A 22,464-nucleotide genomic window follows, 5' to 3' on the forward strand; every position below is an offset into this window, starting at 1 on the left:
AACACCAGCGAGAAACCGGCGCCGGTGAGAAAAGCGCCGAACTTCGCCATCCACGGATCGAACGCGCCCGCCACCAGCAGCAGGCCAATCGCCTCGACGGCAAAACACAGGCTGGCGACGCGCAGTCCGCCGAGCTTATTAATGGCGTTGGGAAACAGCAGGCGCATGCCGACGAACGCAGCGCTGAACAGCGTCAGCGCGAAGGCAGCACCGTCCCAGCCCTGCTCCTGATAAAACAGGGTGATAAAGGTGGCGATCACGCCAAAGCCCGCCGAGCCCATCGCCAGCAGCAGGCCAAAACCGTACACCTTACCGAGCACCGCGCGGAACGGCAGCGGTTTGGCCTTGCTGCCTTTCACCGGCGCACGGGGCAGCGCCAGCACTATCGCCAGCACGCTGATGGCGATAATCACGCTGGAGAGCAGCAGCAGGCCGCCGCTGCGAAAGATCATCACTCCAAGCGGTGCGCCAATCGCCATTGCGCCATAGGTGACAATGCCGTTCCAGGAGATCACCCGGCCAATATGCAGCGAGCCGACTTTCGCCACGCCCCACAGCGAGGTGCCGGTGCCGCAGAAACTCTGCCCGACGCCCAGCAGCACGCGCCCGAGGCATAGCAGCGCGAGGCTGAGCACCTCCTGCTCCTCTATCAGCGCCGACAGCAAAATACACAGCCCGCTCACCAGGCTGCCAAACAGCCCAAGCACCACCACTTTTTTGGGTCCCCAGCTGTCGGCATAGCGACCGGCATGCGGACGGCTCAGCAGCGTGGCAACATATTGCAGGCTGATCACCACGCCGGCCCAGAAAGCGCTGTAGCCCAGGCCGTCATGGACAAAGCCCGGCAGCACCGCCAGCGGCAGGCCAATGGTGAGATAGGTGGCGAAGTTGAACTTCACGATGGAGAGAATCTGTAAATTCAGACGAAAACGGCTGTATTCGGCCGCGGCGGGCTGGTCAGGCATGAGTGATTGCGCTCGTGTTTGACGGAATTTTTATAGCTGAAGCTTCACTATACGCCTTTTCTCGCCGTGCGCACCGTCGATTCGCGGCGGGCTGATGGCGGTATCTCCGACGGCGCTTATCGGGTTCGCTTCGCTTACTCCTAAACAAACAATTACTTACTGGCGTTCAACTACACTTTCCACAGCGAACCACCATTCAGGAGAGGGAATGAACGAAAAGCCACAGGAGAAAATTGGCCAGAACATCCTGGTCAAGCTGGCGATGTTAGTGATTATTCTGGCGGGCATTCGTGCCGCGTCAGATATTCTGGTGCCCTTCTTACTCGCCAGCTTCCTGGCGATTGTGCTTAATCCGCTGGTGACCCTGCTGATGCGCCGGGGTCTGCGGCGCGGCGTGGCGATCTCGCTGGTGATCACGGTGATCTTCATTGTGATGCTGCTGCTGGTCGGGGTGCTGGCCAGTTCGGTAAGCGAGTTCAGCGATACCTATCCACAAATCCGCAGCCTGCTGGAACAGAAGCTGACGGTGCTGCAGCATTTCGCCGCACAGTTTCATATCAATATCTCCACCAGCGCACTGGCGGCACGGCTCGATCCCAATGTGATTATGAACATGGCCACCACGCTGCTGGCGCAGTTCTCCGGTGCCATGACCAACGTAGTGCTGTTGATTCTGACCGTGGTGTTCATGCTGTTTGAGGTGCACCATCTGCCGTACAAATTGCGCAATGCGATGATGAATCCGCAGATCCGCATCGCCGGATTGCACAAAGCGCTAAAGGGCGTCACGCACTATCTGGCACTGAAAACGCTGGTCAGTCTGATTACCGGGCTGGCGGTGTGGCTGGTGCTGATGCTGCTGGACGTCAAATTTGCGCTGTTCTGGGGCGTTGTCGCCTTTATCCTCAATTTTATCCCCAATATCGGCCCGATTATCGCCGGTGTGCCGCCGTTTATTCAGGCGCTGGTGTTGAATGATGTGTATGACGCCGTGCTGGTGGCGGCGCTGTTCAGTGCCATTCACATGGTGTTTGGCAATATGCTGGAACCGCGCCTGATGGGACGCGGGCTGGGACTGTCAACGCTGGTGGTGTTTCTGTCGCTGATTTTCTGGGGCTGGCTGCTCGGTCCGGTCGGGATGCTGCTGTCGGTGCCGCTGACCAGCGTTACCAAAATCCTGATGGAAACCACGCCGGGCGGCAGCCGGCTGGCGATAATGCTAGGTAATGGCCGCCCCAAACCGCGCCTGCGCGTCAAAGCTAACCGGCCCGCGCCGCGCCCGTAACGTCTTACCACGCCACGATGCCAGACGATCCGTATTTCCCGATCGTCTGGCAGCGTCCCTGCGCCGTGACGCTACCGCCGTATGGCGTCAGCGCGCATCGCCATGCCTGATGATTCTGGCGCAACATTCTTACTCATCCCGTGCCACAGGCTTTTTCCTGCCGGGAAATGCCAGTAACGGCAAAACATTGTCAATAAATGCAAAGCGCGAACCATAATTGACTTGTATCAGATTGGTGGAAAATCAAAACGCTAACATGCACGGCCGCGGGAAAGTGTTATGCTGCTGACGCCGTAACGCGCTCCCTGAATGCTGCTTAAACCGACCGAGGAAAGTCTGGTGCCTCTGCAAAAACGACAACGCGATTTTGGCTGGCTGTTGATTGTCTGTGCCGGGTTATTACCGCTGGTGCTGGGCATATTTTGCACAGCCATTGAGGCGCGCCATACGGTCAGCCAGCAGCAAATTGCCACCGCCAATGCCCTGCTGACGCAGGCAGAAAAGATGAGCGACAGCGCCTGGGACATGGTGACCCGCCTGCGTCAGTACCAGAATCGTCGCTGCGCCGATATTGATGAAGATTTGCAGCGCGCCGGCACCCTTAACGCCTACTTCCGCTCGATTGGTACCCTGCAGGGCAGCGAAATCACCTGCTCGTCGGCTTACGGACTGCAGCACGACACGCTGGCCGGGATGATGATGCAGCCGCCACCGGTGACCGGCAAAGCCTGGTGGAGCCTGTCGATTCGCGGCACCTCCGGCGTACCGGATCGCCCGGCGGTGATTTTCGTGCGTCACCTGCCGGACAGCAGCGGTTTCTGGGCGGTGATTGATGGTCAGTATCTGATGGACTTCATGCGCGCCATCGGCGAGTCGAACCGTTATCAGATGAGCCTGCGCTTCAACGGCGGCAGCCCCATCGCCAGCGGTCCGGACGACCAGCCAGAGCTGCTGTACCTCAGCAGCGCCAACTATCAGGCCGAGTCCAGCCGCTATCCAATCAGCGTCAGCGTGACGGTACCCGCCGCCGAGCTGATCAAAGCCTGGCGTCAGGCGCTGCTTATTTTCCTGCCAATGGCCGCCATCTTTTCGATTTTGCTGATGGTGCTGACCGCCAACTGGCTGCGCCGCCGCCTCTCATGGGCGGATGAAATTCGCCGGGCGATACGCAACCGTGAGTTCACGGTGCACTACCAGCCGGTGTACAGCACCGGGATTCAGCGCTGCACCGGTGCGGAAGCGCTGATGCGCTGGCAGCGGCCCAACGGCGAAATGATCCGCCCGGACATCTTCATCAGCCATGCCGAAGCGGAAGGCATGATCGTGCCGCTGACCCAGCATCTGCTGGCGATGATGGCGGAAGATATCCAGAGCTGGCAGGTAGAACCGGGCTTCCATATTGGCTTTAACCTCGCGGCTGAGCATCTGCAACACCCTGATTTTGTACAGGACATGATGCGTTTTGCCCGCAACATCCGTGACAAACAGATGCTGATCACGCTGGAGCTTACCGAGCGCAGCCTGATCGAGGACGGCGACGCAGTGTCGCGCAAGCTGCGCTATCTGCAGTCGCACGGCATGAAGGTGGCGATTGACGACTTCGGCACCGGCCACTGTGCGCTCTCCTATCTGATGACCTTCCCGCTCGATTACCTGAAGATTGACCGCGGCTTTATCAACGCCATTGAAGGACTGGAGATCGAAACTCCGGTGCTGGATGCCATCATCAATCTGTGCCACAAGCTGCAGCTCGAGGTACTGGGTGAAGGGGTAGAAACCGCGTTGCAATTTCAGTATCTGCAGCAGCGTGGCGTGGTATTTATTCAGGGCTATTATTACGCCCGTCCGATGGACAATAACCAGCTTCGCGCCTGGCTTAATCAGCAGGGGCGCCAACCGCTTCCCGTTGAGGACCACCATGAGCCTGAACTGCATCATTCTTGATGATTATCAAAATGTTGCCCTGTCGCTGGCCGACTGGGCATCGCTGCAACCGCAGGTACAAACTACCGCGCTGCACCGCCACTACGCCGACGAAGATGAACTGGTCGCTCACATCGCGCACGCCGACATTCTGGTGGTGATGCGCGAACGCACCCCGCTCAGCGCCCGGCTGATAGGCCGCCTGCCCAATCTGAAGCTGATTGTCACCTCCGGCATGCGCAATGCCTCAATCGATCTGCACGCCTGTGCCGAACGGCTGATTGCGGTGTGCAGCACCGCCAGTAGCAGCGCGGCGCCGCTGGAACTGAGCTGGGGGCTGCTGCTCGGTCTGGCACGCCATATCCCGGCGGAGAGCCAGGCGCTGCGCAGCAACGGTGCGTGGCAGCATACGCTGGGCATGGCGCTGCACGGCAAAACCCTCGGCCTGCTTGGGCTGGGCAAGATTGGCGGTGAGATGGCTAACGTGGCGCGCGCTTTTGGCATGCGCGTGTGCGCCTGGAGCCAGAACCTGAGCGAAGCACGCGCAGCGGCGTGCGGCGCAGAGAAGATGGCTTCGCTGCCGGCGCTGCTCGGGGCGAGCGATGTGGTATCGATTCATCTGGTGCTGAGTGAGCGCACCCGTCATCTGCTGGACGGCGCGGCGCTGGCGCACATGAAGCCGGGCGCGCTACTGATTAACACCTCGCGCGCCGGGATTGTCGATCAGCAGGCAATGATCAGCGCGCTGCAGTCTGGCCAGCTGGCGGGTGCCGGGCTGGATGTCTTTGAACAGGAGCCGCTCCCTGCCGATCATCCCCTGCGTCAGCTGCCGAACGTGCTGGCGACGCCGCATCTGGGCTATGTCGCCGATACCAATTACCGCACCTACTTCAGCGAGGCGGTGGAAGATATTGCTGGCTGGCTGCACGGCGCGCCGCTGCGCTCGCTGCTTTAAGTCCCCGGCGCGTCGACAGCACCAGGGTTAGCTGTGGCAGTACAGGCGCGGCAGCCCGGCATAGTTAATCATCTGGTCGCCATTGGGCAGCTGGTACATCTGGTAATAATCGTTATTGCCCTCGCGCGCTGGCGAAAATACGATCTGCGCCGCCAGCGCGGGCGGTACGGTGTCGTCTGCCAGAATACGTACGTTGCGCGTGGTGCTGAGCATGAAATCGCCCTGGCGGCGCCAGGTGGTATCGGATACGCGATGCAGGCGATAGTGGCGATCGCGTACCGTGACGGTGCCGGTCAGCGTTGAGCTGCCGCTGCCGTCCGCCTTAAAGCGCGTGCGAATAGTGGCATCAATCGCGCCAGCCGGCGCGCCTTCATGATCAATACGATACGGTACTTCACACCACTCCGGCACCGGTTCTGCCGGCCGCAGCAGCAGCGCCAGCGCCCACGGCAGCACAAAGGCCAGCACCACCGCCGTGGTGATTATCGCTTTACGCATCGGGTATCTCCTGCGCGGACACCATCCATGAAATACATTCGTTGTCCTTCTGCGCGATCGGTTTGGCGCACAGGAAGGTGCTGGAAAAGAGTCGGGTGCGCACCGGGTTGATGTACACCATCGGCGGCGCTGAGCCATCCGGCAGGCGCGGCTGCCACTGCCGATAGCGCCGCAGCGCGTCCTGCACCACCCACGAATCGGCTTTCAGGTGGCTGGGGATAAACACCTGGCTGTTCTGAATGCGCAGCAGCGGCCGGAAATCCAGCGCATCGTGCTGCACCGGCGCAAACATCTGGCGTGCCAGCAGCGCCAGCGCGACATTCACCAGCAGCAGCGCAACGATTACCCAGCGCAGCACAGGCCGCTTCTTCTTTACGCTGGCCGGCGCGGGCGCAGGTTGCGGACTGACCACCGCTGCCGCTGGCGCAGCCACCGGCTCATCGCTCAGCGGCGCCACATCGACCTGATCGGCCAGCACGCAGCCAATCAGCGGCACCTGATGCACCAGCGGCCCCGGCGCGTGTGCCAGCTGCGCCTGCTGATTGATGGCGGCAATGGTGGCCGTCAGGCGTTCGGCGAACGGTGTGTCGCTGGGGACGCGCTGGAACAGCGCATGCAGGGTCTGGTTGCGCACCAGTTTGCCATCCGCATCAATCACGCGCCGCAGAATGGCGGTTTGCAGCGGCGTCAGTGCCACGCGGTGCGCGGGCGACTGCACCGGAAAGAGGACCTGCTGGTCAACGTCAAAACAGAGACTTTTTGCAAATAAAACAAAGCGTGCCATGCGGCGCCCGATCTCCGGCAGAGAAACTGGCGCAAGTATAGATATTTTCGCTCGCCCGCGCATCTACGCTGCGGCCTGCGTCGCGATTCAGACAATTTTTTTGCCGCAATTGCGGACCAAAACGGCCATAGTTTTAGCCAAAAAATAGCCAGTTATTGGCGGAAACATGACAAATATCACATTTAAACGGTATACTCTGTCGCGGGATGCAATAATTACCTGAGTAATAATTGCTTTGGCAGGCCAGGGAAAAAACCACTTTCACGGCTATGCTTTAATTTTCTCAACGCCGCGGACTGAACGCTCCACCGAGTCCGCAGCGTTGAGGACTTTTTGAATTCCAATACAGGGTAACCTCATGAAATTACGTAGGAAGCGTGTAAAACCTATTGGGCTGGATGACGTCACGATTATCGATGATGCTCGTTTACGTAAGGCCATTACCGCCGCGTCACTCGGTAACGCGATGGAATGGTTCGATTTCGGTGTTTATGGCTTTGTAGCCTACGCGCTGGGTAAAGTGTTCTTCCCGGACGCCTCGCCAGGCGTGCAGATGATTGCCGCGCTCGGGACCTTCTCGGTGCCGTTCCTGATCCGTCCGCTGGGCGGCCTGTTCTTCGGCATGCTGGGCGATAAATATGGTCGCCAGAAAATCCTGTCGATTACCATTGTCATCATGTCGATCAGTACCTTCTGTATCGGCCTGATCCCTTCTTACGCCTCGATTGGCATCTGGGCACCGATACTGCTGCTGCTGGCGAAAATGGCGCAGGGCTTCTCGGTGGGCGGGGAATATACCGGTGCGTCGATCTTCGTCGCCGAGTATTCGCCGGACCGTAAGCGCGGCTTCATGGGAAGCTGGCTGGACTTCGGTTCGATTGCCGGCTTCGTACTGGGCGCGGGCGTAGTGGTGCTGATCTCAACGGTGATTGGCGAGCAGAAATTCCTCGACTGGGGCTGGCGTATTCCGTTCTTCCTCGCGCTGCCGCTGGGCATTATCGGCCTGTATCTGCGTCACGCACTGGAAGAGACGCCAGCGTTCCAGCAGCATGTTGAGAAGCTGGAACAAGGCGACCGCGAAGGTCTGCGCGACGGCCCGAAAGTGTCGTTTAAAGAGATTGCCAGCAAACACTGGAAAAGCCTGCTGGCCTGTATCGGTCTGGTGCTTGCCACCAACGTGACCTATTACATGCTGCTGACCTACATGCCGAGCTATCTGTCGCATAACCTGCACTACTCGGAAGATCACGGCGTGCTGATTATCATCGCCATCATGATGGGGATGCTGTTTGTGCAGCCGGTGATGGGCATGCTGAGCGACCGCTTCGGCCGTCGCCCGTTCGTGATCGTCGGTAGTATCGCCCTGTTCTTCTGTGCGATTCCGGCCTTTATGCTGATCAACAGTAACGTACTGGGGCTGATTTTTGCCGGTCTGCTGCTGCTGGCGGTGATCCTCAACGCCTTCACCGGCGTGATGGCCTCGTCACTGCCGGCGATGTTCCCGACGCACATTCGCTACAGTGCGCTGGCCAGCGCCTTCAACATCTCGATTCTGATTGCCGGCCTGACGCCAACCGTGACCGCCTGGGCGGTGGAAGCCAGCAACAATCTGTATATGCCGGCTTACTACCTGATGGTGGTGGCGGTGGTCGGTCTGGTGACCGGTCTGTACATGAAAGAGACCGCCAACAAACCGCTGCGCGGCGCGACACCGGCGGCATCGGACCTCGAAGAAGCGCGTGAGATCCTGCAGGAGCATCACGACAATATCGAGCAGAAGATTGAAGATATTGATGAAGAGATCGCCCGCCTTGAGGCGAAGCGGAAAAACCTGGTGCAGCAGCACCCGGACATCAACGAGTAATCTGCCCTTTCACTCCCGCCACCTGGCGGGAGTTTTGTTTCTGCGGTGGCCGGGTGCGTGAGAATGTGGGTGCTGCGGTGATGCTTCCAGGTGCGCATGAATGCGCACCCTACGGGTGTGTTGCGGGTTGGGACTCTGCTGATTCCCGGTGCGCATGAATGCGCACCCTACGGGTAACGGCGGGTTGGGATTCGGCGGTTGCCGGATGCGCTGTAGGGGCGGCATTGATGCCGACCGGCAACGACGCCCGGCCCGCACCGCACACAATCCTTCATGCTACCCGGCGAAAAGGGGTAAACTGTCGCCACTTTTTTCACCAGCATAAGTTAATCGAGCATGTCTGATTTCAATCTCATTCAGCGCCCAAGAAGACTGCGCAAAAGCGCGTCGATGCGCGAACTGTTCCAGGAATCCCACCTCAGCCTGAACGATCTGGCCCTGCCGATCTTCGTTGAAGAAGGCGTGGATGATTACGTGCCAATCAACGCCATGCCGGGCGTGATGCGCATTCCGGAAAAACGTCTGGCGTACGAAATCGAACGCATCGCCAAAGCCGGTATCCGTTCGGTCATGACCTTTGGTATCTCGCACCACACCGATGCCACCGGCAGCGATGCGTGGAACGAAAACGGCCTCGTGGCGCGCATGTCGCGCATCTGCAAAGACACGGTGCCGGAAATGATTGTCATGTCCGATACCTGCTTCTGTGAATACACCAGCCACGGCCACTGCGGCGTACTGTGCGATCACGGCGTCGACAACGACCAGACGCTGATTAACCTCGGCAAACAGGCGGTGGTTGCTGCGCAGGCCGGTGCCGACTTCATCGCGCCGTCAGCAGCAATGGATGGCCAGGTGAAAGCGATTCGCCAGGCGCTGGACGCGGCCGGTTTTACCGATACCGCTATCATGTCTTACTCCACCAAATTCGCCTCGTCGTTCTACGGCCCGTTCCGTGAAGCAGCGGGCACCGCGCTGAAAGGCGACCGCAAAACCTATCAGATGAACCCGATGAACCGCCGTGAAGCGATTCGCGAGTCGCTGATTGATGAAGCGGAAGGTGCAGATTCGCTGATGGTCAAACCGGCAGGCGCTTACCTCGATATTCTGCGTGATATCCGCGAGCGCACCACGCTGCCGCTGGCGGCTTACCAGGTGAGCGGTGAGTACGCGATGATCAAATTTGCCGCTCAGGCGGGCGCCATTGATGAACGTAATGTGGTGCTGGAGAGCTTAGGTGCCATTAAGCGTGCCGGTGCAGATCTCATTTTCAGCTATTTCGCCCTTGATCTTGCCGAGCAAAAAGTGCTCTGATCCTCTCGTTACGCTAAACAATCGCGGATTGCCGCGGTTGTTTAGTGCTCTCTGCCCCTGCGCGGGCACGACATCCGGTTTGCTGTAACACATCCATCATTAAAAGAGTTACGCGATGAAAGCACCTGCACTGCCTGCGGACGAATCACAGCGTCTGGCCCAGTTACGTGCGCTCAACATTCTGCACACACCCACAGAAGAGCGTTTTGACCGTTTAACCCGCCTTGCCCGACGTCTGTTTGACGTTCCGGTCGCGATGGTCAGTCTGCTGGAGAATGACTATCAATGGTTTAAATCCAGCGACGGTTTTGATCGGCCAACCACCGCGCGTAACATCTCTTTTTGCGGCCACACCATCCTGCAGGATGAGGTGATGGTGGTTGAGGACGCGCTGGCCGACACGCGCTTCAGCGATAATCCGCTGGTTACCGATGCAGACAATCCGGTGCGTTTCTACGCGGGCTATCCGCTGCGCACGCCGTCCGGTGCCAAAGTCGGTACGCTGTGCATCATCGATAATCATGCGCGCCAGTTTAACGCGGAGGATCTGCACGCGCTGCGCGATCTGGCGGCCATGGCCGAAGCCGAGCTGGTAGCGTTTCAGACCGCGACGTCCGATGAGCTGACGCAAATCACCAACCGGCGCGGCTTTATGACGCTGGGTCAGATGGCGCTGAATGAGTGCCAGCTGAGACAGCTGCCCGCCAGCCTGACGTTTCTCGATCTCGACGGTTTTAAGGCCATCAATGACCGGCATGGCCACCGCGAGGGCGACCGCGCGCTGATGGACTTTGCCGATGCCATGAAGGTGAGTTTTCGCCATGCCGATATCTTTGCCCGGCTCGGCGGCGATGAGTTTGTGGTGCTGCTGAACGGCATTCGTCAGGACGAAGCGGAAGCGACGCTGGCGCGCTTCGCCCACTATCTGCATAAACAGATGAAGAATCTGGAGCGGCGCTACACGCTGCAGTTTTCATCGGGCATCGTGGAATTTGATCCGCAGCAGCCGCAATCGCTGGAGCAGCTGCTGGAAAGCAGCGACGCACGTATGTACGCCGCCAAGTATCAGAAAAGGCAGCCGCGCAGATAGCCGCTGCGCGGGCATTCACCTTAACGCGCCAGGTCGTCAATCAACGTCTGATTAAACTTCGCTGGCGCTTCCATCTGCGGCGCGTGCCCCATGCCGGGGAACTCAATCAGTCGCGCGCCGGGAATCAGCTGTGCCACCTGTTTACCCAGCACGTTGTAATGGCCGAGCTGCGCTTTCACCGCCGGTGAAGCGATATCGCTGCCAATCGCCGTGGTATCGGCCGTGCCGATCATCAGCGTGGTCGGCACCTTCAGGTCTTTAAACTCGTAATAGACCGGCTGGGTGAAAATCATGTCGTAGATCAGCGCCGAGTTCCACGCCACTTTCTCATGCCCCGGTCCTTTATTTAGCCCGGCCAGCATCTGCACCCATTTGTCATATTCCGGCTTCCACTGGCCGCTGTAATAGGTGTGCTGCTCATATTTCTTAATGCCCGCCGCGTCGAGCTTCAGCTCGCGCTGATACCATTGATCCACCGAGCGCCACGGCGCGCCCTTCGCCTTCCAGTCCTCAAGGCCAATCGGATTGACCAGCACCAGCTTCTGCGTCTGCTGCGGATACATCAGTGCGTAACGCGTCGCCAGCATACCGCCGGTCGAGTGACCAACGATCACCGCGTTCTCAACGCCGAGCTGCGCTAACAGCTGATGGGTGTTTTGCGCCAGCTGCTGGAAGCTGTACTGATAGCGGGCGGGTTTGGTGGAGGTGCAGAAACCAATCTGATCCGGCGCAATCACGCGATAGCCCTGCTGGCTCAGCGCGTTGATGGTGTCTTCCCAGGTGGCAGCGCAGAAGTTTTTACCGTGCATCAGCACCACTGTCTGACCATTAGCCTGCTGCGCTGGCTTCACGTCCATATAGCCCATGCTAAGCGACTGCTGCTGGGAGGAGAAGGTAAAATGCTGCAGCGGATGCGGATAGTGAAACCCCTCCAGCTGCTCGCCATACACGGCCTCTGCGGCCTGCGCGCTGAGCGTGCCGCACAGCATCGCTGACGCCAGCGCTACGCTCAGTAACGGTTTTAATCGAAAACGAAACGTCATGTGACCTCTTTTGTACAGGGAAAAACCCTCAGTCTGGCACGAAAACCGCCGGTGGATATTGATGCGCCGTGCCGCCGCCCGTCACACCTTTAACTGTTAAGCCGCGCAAAGCGATAATCCATTTGCGTTAATAATAACGGCCGTAATTACGGCAACTATTCAACATCATCACAACATGTCGGCGATTAATTTCACGATAAACAAGACCAGTCTTGATGACAATTAATAAAAAAGCCATTTCCTGATAAAACTTTACGTTACGACAGTGCTTAAAAAGTTTAATTTAATTACACTGTGTCGAGTTATTGGAGGACCATAATGATGCAGCAAAAATACAACCAAGGGGTGATTGATTCGGTGACCGAATGGATTATGGCCAACCTGGATCAACGTTTGAGCATTGATGATATTGCACTGAAATCTGGCTATTCCAAATGGTATTTACAGAAACTGTTTGCCCGTTACCATAACGAAACGCTGGCGCGTTATATTCGCAAAAAGAAACTGATTTGTTGTGTGAACGAGCTGAAATTCAGCCGCACGCCGATTATCAGTCTGGCGGTTAAATACCATTTCGAAAGTCAGCAATCCTTTACCCGCTCGTTTAAACAGGTGATGGGCTGCACGCCGCTATTCTGCCGTAAACGCCAGCTGAGCGATGCTGCCGAAGCCCTGTTGCGCAGCAGTGACGATCCCTGCGCGCTGTGTCGCAAGGTCGGGTTTAATCGCAGCGAGCAGGAAAAACCGGTTGTTAATCCGGTCAGCGAAAATAATGGGAAGTTTCCAGCGCGTATTAGCTGCGCGGTACGTTAATCACGTCTGATATTTCGGGAAAATATTTATAACCGCACAGGTTTAAGCGGCGCGATTTATTACGCTGATGTTCAGGTGCACCGTGCCCACTCAGGCATTGCGCAATAAATTGCGCCGCTACAGTACGTGCGAAATATCATCTCGGTGCCTGTCGGCCGCACAGATTGTAGCGGCGCGATTTATCGCGCTGATGTTGAGTTGCACCGTGTCCATTCAGGACATTGCGCAATAAATTGCGCCGCTACGGTACGTGCGAAACGTCATTTCGGTGCTTATCAACCGCACAGATTGTAGCGGCGCGATTCATCGCGCTGATGTTGAGGTGCACCGTGTCCATTCAGGCATTGCGCAATAAATTGCGCCGCTACGGTACGTGCGAAATATCATTTCGGTGCCTGTTGACCGCACATATTGTAGCGGCGCGATTTATCGCGCTGATGTTCCGCCGCACCGTGCCTGTCCGGCCGGTGAAACCCTTTTATTCCTCAGCGCACCGGCTGGCCCGGCAGCAGCTTATCTGAAAACAACTGGCGGCAGACAAACGCGTCCTGCCGTGCCTGCTGCTGCTGTTGCGGCGACAAATCCTGCCACACCGTTTGCAGATGCTCTGCCAGCCCGGACTGGAAATGAATCTTCTGCAGCGCGTAATCCGAATTACCGCCTTCAATAATCTGCTGCATCGCCTGTGCGCTGTTATCGCGCCCGTCATGGGTCAGCGTACAAAAGGTCGCGATGTAGTAAGCCTTGTCCTCATCGCTGTAATGCGGCATCAGCCACCAGACCAGCGCACTGATAACCAGCAGCAGCGGCAGCAGGAATTTGATTTTTAACATGGATTTATTGACCAGCTGAAAAAGAAAACGCCGCGATCTTAACAGATTCGCCGCGCCATGCCGCACGCCATTTTCAGGCTTTTCTCCGGCAGATTGAGACGAGGCTTAACGGGGGATGCACCGATGTGCTTATAAAGTAGCCCGCTCAATTTTCCTCGTCATTCAGGGAATGAACATCATGAAAAAAAGCCAGCTGGCGCTGCTGATTGGTACCTTGTGCCTTAGCGGTTCACCCTATGCCGGGATTATGCGCCATGACATTGACGTGCAGGAATACCGCGATTTTGCCGAAAACCGGGGCAAATATGCTATCGGTGCCACTGATATTCCCCTCTATCGCAAAGATGGCACTTTTTAAGGCTAGGTACTGGACGTGCCGATGCCGGACTTTAGCATGGTCAGCGACGAGGGTTTCAGCTCATTTATCGCGCCATCTTTTGTCACAGGCGCCAAACATATTCGATATGTCCTGTCGCTGAACTTAGGCAACAAAGCCAGGTTCGCGCCGACTTACCGCGGCATTAACTATAACGATGATCCTTCGAGAGATTTTCACTTGCCGCGGGTGAATAAGGTAATTGTTGAAAGCGCGCCTACCCCATATATCACCGAAGAAGACTTTCTGGCAAATCGCAGTCGTTATACCGTATATGCGCGCCTGGGTGCCGGTTATCAGCAAATTGATGATCCCGAATCCGGTAAATTGATACCCATCGATGGGGCCTACGTCTATAACACTGGTGGAACCTTCAAACCCGAAGCCATTACAACTTTCTATCATTACTACATAAAGTGGCGAACCTTCGCGCCAGATAATCCGGCATTTTCTCCGTTGAGCATTGGTACCCGTCCAGGTGATAGCGGTAGTCCGATATTTGCCTGGGACAGTATCGACAAGCGCTGTAAAACTGCAGGCCAGCTGGATCGATAGCGATCGCAACCACAACGGCGCACAGGTCAGCTACCGGAATCCGCTGCAGTGGCAGCTCTCCGGCGGCGTAAAATACGACTTCCGCCTCAACGAGAAGCTGAAGCTGGGCGCGGAAACGCGCTACGTGCAGCGCTTAAGCCAGCGCGATGGGGTGGCGATTGGTGACGGCCAGCAGGCGGCGCACTTCGCCACCGGACGCGGCGGCAACAGCCTGCAGTACAGCGGTTACGCCGGCTGGCAGGTACTGGACAATCTGGAGCTTAACACCCAGCTTCAGGGCCAGCAGCGCCTGACGCAGGAAGGCATCAGCGACTGGAATCTGCAGGCCGGTGTGAAAATCAGTTTTTAATCGCGGCTCTCATCGCGCATCAGCCCGGGACATGTCTTACCGGGCTTTTTTATGCTTTTCTGAAAAAAAACCAGACAAAACTTAATTGCCGCATTATTCGGTCGCATTAGGTTGACGATTCTCGCTATTTTCATCCATGGAAGAGAATATGAAACTTACCCCGCTAACGCTGGTGATCAGTACGTTCTGTTATAGCCTTCCTGCATTCGCTGATGAGCGCGCCCCTACCCTTCCTGCATCAGAAAATAATAATGTTAACACTGCGAATATTCCTCTATTGCCAGAACCTTCGTCTGGCCTGGCAATAGAGGAAATCCCTGAGCTGCCGCTGCTTGCGCAGGTCAGCCGCCAGACCGGCGAAGGGATTAAACAGCTTGGGAAAATGATCGCCCGCGGCTCGTGGTTTGATGAGATCAATCCGGTAACCTCGGGCCTGGTGCGGAGCAGCGTGCTGGCTGGCAATAACAGCCATCATCTGTGGTATTACCGGTTACAAAACGTGGTTGTGACCGGTGAGCCAGACAATGGCATTCCTCAGTTAATTGATACACCGGAAGGCGTGACACCAGCACCCGGTAATGGCGAAGTTGTTATATTGCCGCCTCCACCGCCGCCTGAGCCGGAACCGCCACAGTTAGCACCCGCGCCACAAATCCCGACCTACCTCGCCCTGCCCAACATGCTGTATGCCCTCAACGACTCCATGCAAACCCGCTTCCACTTCGCTGCCCGGCAGATGAGTCTGGATGATCATCACAACCTGTTTGTGTATGGCTATAGCGGCGGCGAGCGCTATCGCAGTGCGCAGGGTGATAGCGATGCCATCAGCCGCTATCAGGGCTGGATGCTGGGCGCGCGCTGGACGCCAGAAGCGGAACAGAGCCCGCTGGCCTTGAGTGCAGGCGTGCACAAAGGCGTAGTGACTATGCTGTCGGATACGCCGGCGGGACGCAGCCAGTTGCGTATGCAAACCCAGGGTATTAATGCGCTGATCGGCATTCAGCCGCCTGAGGGCTGGCAGCTGGAGGTACCGCTGGGGCTGACGCATTATCGCGGCACTTTACGCCATGAAACCCAGGGTGAAGTGGCGCGGATCAGCGCCGTTAGCGGCAATATCGGCGCAGAAGCCGGCTGGCGCTGGCAGCAGGATGCGCATAGCCTGATGCCGCTGGCCGCAGCCGGTGTGCAATGGCTGCATATTGCGGATTTTACCGAGCAACAGGGGGAGCAGGTGGACTATCAGCTGGCGCCGCAGTTCAGCCTGGCTGGTGGCGTTAAGTATGATTATCAGCCGCTGTCGTCAGTGAAAATGGGGCTGGAGGCGCGTTATGTCTGGCACAGCGGCAGGCAGAATACGCTGGATGCCGGCGATATGCGCGGATTGCCGATTGAGCGCGCCCGCCACAGCGCCCAGCTGGGCGGTTACGTCAGCTGGCAGCTGCATGAAAACGTCGAGATCGGCACGCAGTTGCAGGTGCAGCAGCGGCTGGATCGCCCCGGCGTGAGCGACTGGAATGTGCTGAGCGGCGTGAAAGTGGCGTTTTAAATTAATAATAAGGAAAGGGGTGGTGAATGGCTGGCGATGGGTGGTTTGGTCGCCATAAATGGCGCCCCTACAACGATGCGGGACAGGTTTTGTCGTCAGGCGTATTCATGCGCATCTGTGGCAAGGTTGCACAGTACCGTAGGGTGCGCATTCATGCGCACCGGTGTGAATCGGTGGATAGATTCATGCACGTCTGTAATAAGGTTGTACAGCATCGTAGGGTGCGCATTCATGCGCACCGGCGTGAAAATGTTTGCTTTGATAAACGTCATTGCGCAATAAATTGCGCCGCTACCACCCGTGCGGTTATCAGCGGCATCACATGGAAGGAATATCTGCGCGAGAAATCGCGCCATCATGCATGATTCATTGCGGATGCGATTCTGCATTATCCAGTCGCACAAACCGTAGCGGCGCGATTTATCGCGCAATTTCAATTACCGCACTACTCCATCACGACGCCTGCAAATAATGCACTACCGACTGGTTCAGCGTATCCAGCTTCTCTTCCAGCAGCAGAAGCCCTTCGCGGATGACCTCCTGATCTTCAGCGCTTTGGCAGGCGCGCTCGATCTGCCCGCACAGATCATCGATCTCCCCGGCATAAATGATCTGCGCCGATCCGCCCAGCCGGTGCAGCGATGAAGCCAGCGCCGGCCAGTCCTGCGCATCAAAATGGCGCCAGCACTGCTGCATATCGTTGCGGCTCTCCTCGCCGACCTTCTCCAGCATCTTCGCCACCATCGCATCGTCGTGATACACCATGGCGCGCAGCGATTCGAGCGACAGCAGCGAATCCAGCGCCGGTACTTCGGCGGCCGGCTCGTTGCTGCTCAGCAGCTCGGCCAGCTTGTCAATCTTCAGCGGCTTAAACAGGCAGGCGTTCATGCCCGCTTCCAGACAGCGCACGCGCACGTCCGATTGCGCATTGGCCGTCAGACCAAAAATTTTCACCGCGTTGCCATTGCGGCGCAGGGTCTGCGTCAGTTCGATGCCGCTCATGCCTGGCATATTGCAGTCAGTAATAATCAGATCAAACGACTGATGCGCCAGCAGCGCCAGCGCCTCTTCGCCGCTACTGGCTTCGCTGATCTGCTGTCCCAGCTCAGTGAGCTGGCTTCGCAGCAGCAGGCGGTTGGCCGGATGGTCGTCGACCACCAGAATATTCAGCTGCGGCAGCGCACGGCTGCGCACCACGCGGGTTTTCTCCAACAGCTTGCGCGCCCGGCGTGCCGGCATCATCACGTTAAGCTGAATCAGCGTGCCGCGTCCCGGCTGGCTGTTAAGGTTCATGGTGCCCTGCATCTTCTCCAGCAGCTGGGCGCTAATCACCAAACCAAGGCCGGTGCCGGTCTGCTTGCGTCCCTCTTCGGTCTGGGTAAACGGCTGAAACAGTTTGGCCTGGTCGGCAGCGCTGATGCCCACGCCGCTGTCTTCGATCTCAATTTCCAGCTCCAGCGAACCGTCTTCCCACTCATGGCCGATCACCCGCACTTCCACGCCGCCTTCGTGGGTAAATTTGATGGCGTTATTGATGTAGTTGGCGATTACCTGGCGGAAGCGCGCGGCATCGATAAACACCTCCAGCCCCGACGGTGTGTCGCTGTGGTAGTGCAGCGTCAGATTTTTATCGCGTGCCATGCCGTCAAACAGCCGCACCACTGGCAGCACCAGCTGCTCGGTGCTGACCCACTCCGGCATCAGCTCCAGCTGGCCGCTCTCAATCTTAGCCATGTCGAGGATATCGCCAATCAGCCCCAGCAGCGTGTTGGCCGACTCGTAGGCGATCTGAATGGCTTCGTTGTCGCGCTGTTTGCGCCCTTCCAGCTCCAGCAGGCCGATGATGGCGCTGATCGGCGTGCGGATCTCATGGCTCATGGTAGCGAGGAACGAACTCTTGGCTCGGTTGGCTTCATCCGCCACCTTTTTCTCCGCCTGTAGCGCCAGCATCAGCAGCTCGTAGGCGGTGACATCCTGCCAGCCGCAGATCAGTCCGGTGATATTGCCCTGCGCATCGCGCTGCTCCTGCGCCCAGTGGTGCACCATGCGCGCTTCGCTGCCGTTCTCGATCTCGATTTCCAGATCCTGGGCGGTATCGCCCCACAGACTGTTGTGCGCCAGCGCCACCAGTTCCGGATCGTTGACCGCTTCCGGGCTCATCAGCGGATAGAGTTTGCTGATGAGCGGCGACAGCGGATGGCGCTGATCGTAAAGCGAAAAGCTCAGGCGCTGCGCGTCAACGCCGGCAAAAAAGCGCTGAAACGCACCGTTAGCACTGACCACGTTCCAGTTGCGATCCAGCACGTAGACCGGCGTTGGCAGGCCATTCAGCAGCGCATCGCGAAAGCGCAGTTCAGCCTGCAGATCAGCTTCTGCGCGACGGCGATGCTTCACCTCTTTGCCGCGATAGTAAACCCACGCCAGACAGGCGATCAGCAGCAGCGCGGTCAGCAGAGAGATGGCGTAAAACTGCGCGCGGTATAGCTGCCAGGTGGTGCGCGTGGTCTGCGGTGTGCCCTGCCAGCGGCTGGCAATCAGTGAGATTTCGCTCGGCTGAATGTCGGCCAGCGCTTTATCAATAATACTCAGCAGCTCCGGCTGATCGCGACTGACGGCAAAGCTCAGCTCCACCGGCGGCAGCGCCAGGCGCGATACGATCTTCAGCGGCTGCTGCGCGTAGCGCGCCAGTAACGTGTTCACGCTCAGCTGGTTATCGATCAGCCCGGCAACCTTGCCCTCCTGCAATAGCTGCAGCGCCAGGCTGGCGTTATCCACTTCAGACAATTGCAGCGTGGGGAAGCGATCCAGCAGCGCCTGACGCGACGGATTGCCTTTGACGATACTGAGCTTCATGCCGTTATAAAGGGCCTGCGGCGCATCGGGCTGGTCCGGCACCAGCAGCACCAGCGGCACTTTCAGGTAAGGCCGGGTAAAGCGCACCGCCTCCTGATGGCCATCATCCTGTGCCACTGCCGCCAGCATCGCTACCTGATGCTGCTCCAGTTGCTGTACGCCGTCACGCCACGAATACGCCGGCACCGGGGTGAAAAACAGCCCGGTGCGCAGCTGGATCAGATGCAGCAGATCGGCGCTAATGCCCTGAAATTCACCCTGCTCATCCAGCAGCGCCAGCGGTGCGGAGAACGGATTGAACCCCACTTTCACCTGCGCATGCTGCTGCAGCCACTGCTGCTCGCGCGGCGTCAGGCTGAGCGGCTCCTGCAGGCGCCAGACGTCCGGCCGCTGCGTCCACTGCCGCGAAATCAGCCGATGCTGTTCGCCGGGAATGGCGGCGATGGTGGCATTCAGCGCTTGCAACAACGGCTGATTATCGGCTTTCACCACCAGACGGCTGCCGTACAGCGCGTCTTGCGGCAAAATCGCTGCCAGCGCCAGCTGATTGACATAGCTGCGCTCAATCAAAAACGTCGCCGCCTGCAGGCTGCCGAGCGCATAGTCCGCTTCGCCACTGGCCACTGCCGCCAGCGCCGCCTGGCTGGAGGGATAACGCACTATACTGGCCTGCGGAAAACGCTGTTTGATTTGAGCATCGGTAAGAGAGCCTTCGCGCATGGCGAGGCGCAGCGGCGCATCGTAGGGCACCGGCTGTGAGGCCTGCTTCTCCGCAGCAATCACCACCGGACGATTGCTGAGAAAACTGTCTGTCGCCCTGAAGGCCGCCGCATCGTGCAGTTCGCGCCCCGGCGAGCTAAACAAGGCGTCCGCCGCGCCGCTTTTCACCGCTGCCTGCGCCGCCGCCTGGCTGGGATAACGCACCATCACCGCCTGCACGCCAAGATTACGCGCCAGCAGTTGCAGATAATCGGCGTAGATCCCTTCCACGCTGTTGCCGCTGCCCGCTGCCTCCTGAAAGATCAGATAAGGCGGCAGCTCCGGTGTCCACACCGCGATGCGCAGCTCATGTTTAATGCGCAGCCAGCGCCACTCGTCACCGCTCAACTCAATATGCATCGGTGCCAGCTTTTCACGGCTGAACAACTGAAATATCTCGGGCTGCGGCTGGGCGGCCAGCAGCGGGCTCAACAGCAGCAGAAGCAGGGTGACCAGGCGCAGCATCGCTACTCCATATGATTACGATTGGCGAAGGCAAAGAGATCGCGCAGGCTTTTGCAGTGCAATTTCTCCAGCAAACGGCCTTTGTAAGTTGAAACGGTTTTATTGCTGAGATTCATGCGGTTAGCAATGCGCATGTTATCCAGCCCCTTCAACAGGTAGTTAAATACCTGAAACTCCTGCGGCGAAAGCGACTCCAGTAGCCGGATATCGGGATGAGTGCTGCTCTGTTCCGGTGGTGCATTAATACCGGCTAACGGAAAGTAGCCATAACCATTTTGTGCCGCCCGAATTGCGGTGATGATTTCCGGCAAATTGTCTTTTTTACTGATAAAACCATTTGCGCCACAGCGAATACTCTGTATTGCATAGAAACTCTGATTCTTACCTGAGACGATAATAATAATACCCGGAAAACTCCTGGTGCGCAGAGTTTTTACGACTTCAATACCATTTATCGAGTGAATATCAATATCCATTACGACGATTTCCGGGTAATGCTGATCAACCAGCTCGAGTGCTTCCCGACCATCATCAGTTTCGGCAATTAAGGTATGCCCTTCTTTTTCAAGTAAAAAAGTTACAGCCATACGCGCCATGGGATGATCGTCGACGACGATAAAGTTCGCCATGATTCATTTCCTGTCAGTAGCCAAATATAAACTTCCTCTATCCAACTATTAGACTAATAAATTCAACAAATAATCAATAATAATCAAATAACAAAACGTAGGCCATGTCCTACACGGCACCGATGAACAATCCCATATCTTTGTAAGAACATTAATCGTATGATCTTCATGTCGCAATTAATCACCCTGTAAACAATTTCACAAACCGTCATAAAATAAGAGCACAAAAATGGGAATGGATATTCTGTTCAACACTGGTGACGATAATAAACCAAAAAAAATCATTATTGCGCTAAGCTGCAATTTTGCACTGACGGGGTTACACGAGCTTTGCCGTTCACTCCCGGGATGTGAAGTGCAAACGATACTGGGTGCGCCAGAAGCGATATCAGATGAGCTCATGTTTAGTTATGCCGATTTAGTGATTACCGACCTGCCTCGTGATGCGGCAGGTCTGGCAGAGTTACTTCTCATTCCTGAATGGTTCAAAGGCAGCACATTGATTTTATTGGATGAAGAAGCTAAGGCGATGCGTCGCACACTCCTGGATGCAGACTTCAGTGAAGTGGTAATGAAAAAAGAAAAATTAACGACGCTGCATCAGGTAATACATAATCTGCTGCAAGCTAACCCTGAGTCTATTGAAGAACAGTTAATCGGGAAAAACGCCCTCATACGTGAAAAACGCGTTATTTGTGCTTTATTACGCGGAGTGAAACCGTCGTTGATTGCACGGGAAATGGGACTGCACCCACGTGAAATCAGTCGTAGCAAAATTAATTGCCTGGCAAGAAGCGGTTTTTCATCGCTTAATGCCATGCTGGCGTGCGCATCAAGGACATCACAATGATGTCACTTTTAGTTAATAAAATTTTCTTGCGTTAACAGCGCTCGATTTTTGACACGGAGGGAATAATCCGATAACAACAAAATGCTAACTTTAACAGCGCGACAAAATTTTGTTGTAGCAGCATCCTTTCAGGCTTTAATTTCCCCTGCCATGGCGTGTCCAAAACAAATCAGACGTTAAATACAACCTATCCATACATCGCCTGTCTGGTCGAAAAGGAAAAATTTCCCGGCTGCAGGGCTGATCACCAGCCTTAGCTTACACCTTTGCGGCTGCAGCTCCCCCAGCGCCAGCGTGCGCGCGTCATTGAAATCCGTCACCAGCGCCGGAAAATGCGCCATGCCGTTAATCTGCGCCCGGTACTCGCGCATCATGCCGCGTCGCAGGTGCTGCACATCGTTAGTGAGCCAGCGCGGCAGGCTGTTCGCCAGCTGATGCGCTGCCACCGGCCCGCCGGTGTAAGCCAGCAAACGCACGCGCGCCTGGCGCGGTGGCTGAATAAAGTGGTGAATGAACCAATCCATGTATGCGTCTTTCATCCCTGCGCTTCCCCTGTGCTGACCGGCTGGCCTCAGGCTATTTTAAGGACTGGCAGGTTTAAGGTTAATGAGACCAGGCCTACGCGCCGGTCAGTGCAGTCTGACAAATGGGGGAGATTCTTAGTCGTTTGGGTTTGGGTTTGGGTTTGGGTTTGGGTTTGGGTTTGGGTTTGCCC

Annotated in this window: 20 protein-coding genes and 1 pseudogene; 11 read left to right on the forward strand and 10 right to left on the reverse strand. The window is 57.0% G+C overall.

Annotated elements, in window-relative coordinates; all coding sequences use genetic code 11:
• The coding region (locus ERD80_RS19815) for an MFS transporter (RefSeq protein WP_136548245.1) at positions 1 to 965 on the reverse strand (965 nt) is incomplete at its 3' end.
• A 208-nt stretch (positions 966 to 1,173) separates the two neighbouring features.
• On the opposite strand from ERD80_RS19815, the gene ERD80_RS19820 reads away from it, so the two are divergent.
• Positions 1,174 to 2,250: an AI-2E family transporter gene (locus tag ERD80_RS19820; protein ID WP_058759330.1), complete on the forward strand. Its 1,077-nt coding sequence runs from the start codon at positions 1,174 to 1,176 to the stop codon at positions 2,248 to 2,250.
• Positions 2,251 to 2,254: 4 nt separating this feature from the next.
• Here ERD80_RS19820 and ERD80_RS23025 read toward each other — a convergent pair whose 3' ends face one another.
• Positions 2,255 to 2,377 carry a hypothetical protein gene (locus ERD80_RS23025; RefSeq protein ID WP_282183385.1) on the reverse strand — a complete coding sequence of 41 codons (123 nt, stop codon included), beginning with the start codon at positions 2,375 to 2,377 and terminating at the stop codon, positions 2,255 to 2,257.
• A gap of 212 nt (positions 2,378 to 2,589) precedes the next feature.
• Between ERD80_RS23025 and ERD80_RS19825 the strand changes: the two genes are divergently transcribed.
• Entirely contained in the window at positions 2,590 to 4,194 is a 1,605-nt protein-coding gene (locus tag ERD80_RS19825) for an EAL domain-containing protein (protein ID WP_058775014.1), read from the forward strand.
• Entirely contained in the window at positions 4,169 to 5,128 is a 960-nt protein-coding gene (locus ERD80_RS19830; protein WP_136548247.1) for a D-2-hydroxyacid dehydrogenase family protein, read from the forward strand. The genes ERD80_RS19825 and ERD80_RS19830 overlap by 26 nt, the downstream gene beginning before the upstream one ends.
• A gap of 27 nt (positions 5,129 to 5,155) precedes the next feature.
• Here the strand turns inward: ERD80_RS19830 and ERD80_RS19835 are convergent, their stop codons facing one another.
• Positions 5,156 to 5,626: a hypothetical protein gene (locus tag ERD80_RS19835; protein ID WP_021508122.1), complete on the reverse strand. Its 471-nt coding sequence runs from the start codon at positions 5,624 to 5,626 to the stop codon at positions 5,156 to 5,158.
• Positions 5,619 to 6,410, reverse strand: a complete 792-nt coding sequence (locus ERD80_RS19840; protein ID WP_058774975.1) for a hypothetical protein — start codon at positions 6,408 to 6,410, stop codon at positions 5,619 to 5,621. The genes ERD80_RS19835 and ERD80_RS19840 overlap by 8 nt, the downstream gene beginning before the upstream one ends.
• Before the next feature lie 358 nt (positions 6,411 to 6,768).
• Between ERD80_RS19840 and proP the strand changes: the two genes are divergently transcribed.
• From proP to ERD80_RS19855, 3 genes are all read left to right on the forward strand, one after another.
• The gene (gene proP, locus ERD80_RS19845) at positions 6,769 to 8,274 is read left to right on the forward strand and encodes a glycine betaine/L-proline transporter ProP (RefSeq protein ID WP_021508120.1); all 1,506 of its coding nucleotides are present in this window, start codon (positions 6,769 to 6,771) and stop codon (positions 8,272 to 8,274) included.
• Positions 8,275 to 8,610: 336 nt separating this feature from the next.
• Positions 8,611 to 9,588, forward strand: coding sequence for a porphobilinogen synthase (gene hemB / locus ERD80_RS19850; RefSeq protein ID WP_031279816.1), 978 nt, complete (start codon positions 8,611 to 8,613; stop codon positions 9,586 to 9,588).
• 115 nt (positions 9,589 to 9,703) lie between these two features.
• Complete coding sequence (locus ERD80_RS19855; RefSeq protein ID WP_136548249.1) at positions 9,704 to 10,678, forward strand: sensor domain-containing diguanylate cyclase; 975 nt, start codon at positions 9,704 to 9,706, stop codon at positions 10,676 to 10,678.
• Positions 10,679 to 10,698: 20 nt separating this feature from the next.
• Here the strand turns inward: ERD80_RS19855 and ERD80_RS19860 are convergent, their stop codons facing one another.
• Positions 10,699 to 11,721 (reverse strand): alpha/beta hydrolase, encoded by a 1,023-nt coding sequence (locus tag ERD80_RS19860; protein WP_136548251.1) that lies wholly within the window; start codon positions 11,719 to 11,721, stop codon positions 10,699 to 10,701.
• Positions 11,722 to 12,039: 318 nt separating this feature from the next.
• On the opposite strand from ERD80_RS19860, the gene ERD80_RS19865 reads away from it, so the two are divergent.
• The gene (locus tag ERD80_RS19865) at positions 12,040 to 12,534 is read left to right on the forward strand and encodes a helix-turn-helix domain-containing protein (RefSeq protein ID WP_031279815.1); all 495 of its coding nucleotides are present in this window, start codon (positions 12,040 to 12,042) and stop codon (positions 12,532 to 12,534) included.
• A 485-nt stretch (positions 12,535 to 13,019) separates the two neighbouring features.
• Here ERD80_RS19865 and ERD80_RS19870 read toward each other — a convergent pair whose 3' ends face one another.
• A complete protein-coding gene (locus ERD80_RS19870; protein WP_136548253.1) occupies positions 13,020 to 13,367 on the reverse strand; it encodes a hypothetical protein in 348 nt (115 codons plus the stop codon).
• A 247-nt stretch (positions 13,368 to 13,614) separates the two neighbouring features.
• On the opposite strand from ERD80_RS19870, the pseudogene ERD80_RS19880 reads away from it, so the two are divergent.
• From ERD80_RS19880 to ERD80_RS19890, 3 genes and pseudogenes are all read left to right on the forward strand, one after another.
• Positions 13,615 to 14,298, forward strand: a pseudogene (locus tag ERD80_RS19880) (S6 family peptidase).
• Positions 14,243 to 14,647 carry a hypothetical protein gene (locus tag ERD80_RS19885; protein ID WP_136548259.1) on the forward strand — a complete coding sequence of 135 codons (405 nt, stop codon included), beginning with the start codon at positions 14,243 to 14,245 and terminating at the stop codon, positions 14,645 to 14,647. The pseudogene ERD80_RS19880 and the gene ERD80_RS19885 overlap by 56 nt, the downstream one beginning before the upstream one ends.
• A 277-nt stretch (positions 14,648 to 14,924) precedes the next feature.
• Positions 14,925 to 16,193, forward strand: a complete 1,269-nt coding sequence (locus ERD80_RS19890; RefSeq protein ID WP_168926301.1) for an autotransporter domain-containing protein — start codon at positions 14,925 to 14,927, stop codon at positions 16,191 to 16,193.
• A gap of 95 nt (positions 16,194 to 16,288) precedes the next feature.
• Here ERD80_RS19890 and ERD80_RS19895 read toward each other — a convergent pair whose 3' ends face one another.
• Genes ERD80_RS19895 through ERD80_RS19905 form a run of 3 tightly spaced genes read right to left on the reverse strand, consistent with a single transcriptional unit; the run spans position 16,289 to position 20,899 of the window.
• Positions 16,289 to 16,630 (reverse strand): hypothetical protein, encoded by a 342-nt coding sequence (locus ERD80_RS19895; RefSeq protein ID WP_136548264.1) that lies wholly within the window; start codon positions 16,628 to 16,630, stop codon positions 16,289 to 16,291.
• Positions 16,631 to 16,646: 16 nt separating this feature from the next.
• On the reverse strand, positions 16,647 to 20,270 hold the full coding sequence (locus tag ERD80_RS19900; protein WP_136548266.1) for a transporter substrate-binding domain-containing protein: 3,624 nt from the start codon (positions 20,268 to 20,270) through the stop codon (positions 16,647 to 16,649).
• A 2-nt stretch (positions 20,271 to 20,272) separates the two neighbouring features.
• On the reverse strand, positions 20,273 to 20,899 hold the full coding sequence (locus ERD80_RS19905) for a response regulator (RefSeq protein WP_136548268.1): 627 nt from the start codon (positions 20,897 to 20,899) through the stop codon (positions 20,273 to 20,275).
• 229 nt (positions 20,900 to 21,128) lie between these two features.
• Between ERD80_RS19905 and ERD80_RS19910 the strand changes: the two genes are divergently transcribed.
• Complete coding sequence (locus ERD80_RS19910) at positions 21,129 to 21,749, forward strand: hypothetical protein (protein ID WP_058774966.1); 621 nt, start codon at positions 21,129 to 21,131, stop codon at positions 21,747 to 21,749.
• 176 nt (positions 21,750 to 21,925) lie between these two features.
• Here ERD80_RS19910 and ERD80_RS19915 read toward each other — a convergent pair whose 3' ends face one another.
• The gene (locus ERD80_RS19915; protein WP_136548270.1) at positions 21,926 to 22,273 is read right to left on the reverse strand and encodes a hypothetical protein; all 348 of its coding nucleotides are present in this window, start codon (positions 22,271 to 22,273) and stop codon (positions 21,926 to 21,928) included.
• Between the last annotated feature and the right edge of the window lie 191 nt (positions 22,274 to 22,464).

The organism is Pantoea sp. R102 (assembly GCF_004916815.1).
GTDB classification, from domain to species: Bacteria; Pseudomonadota; Gammaproteobacteria; order Enterobacterales; family Enterobacteriaceae; genus Pantoea; species Pantoea dispersa.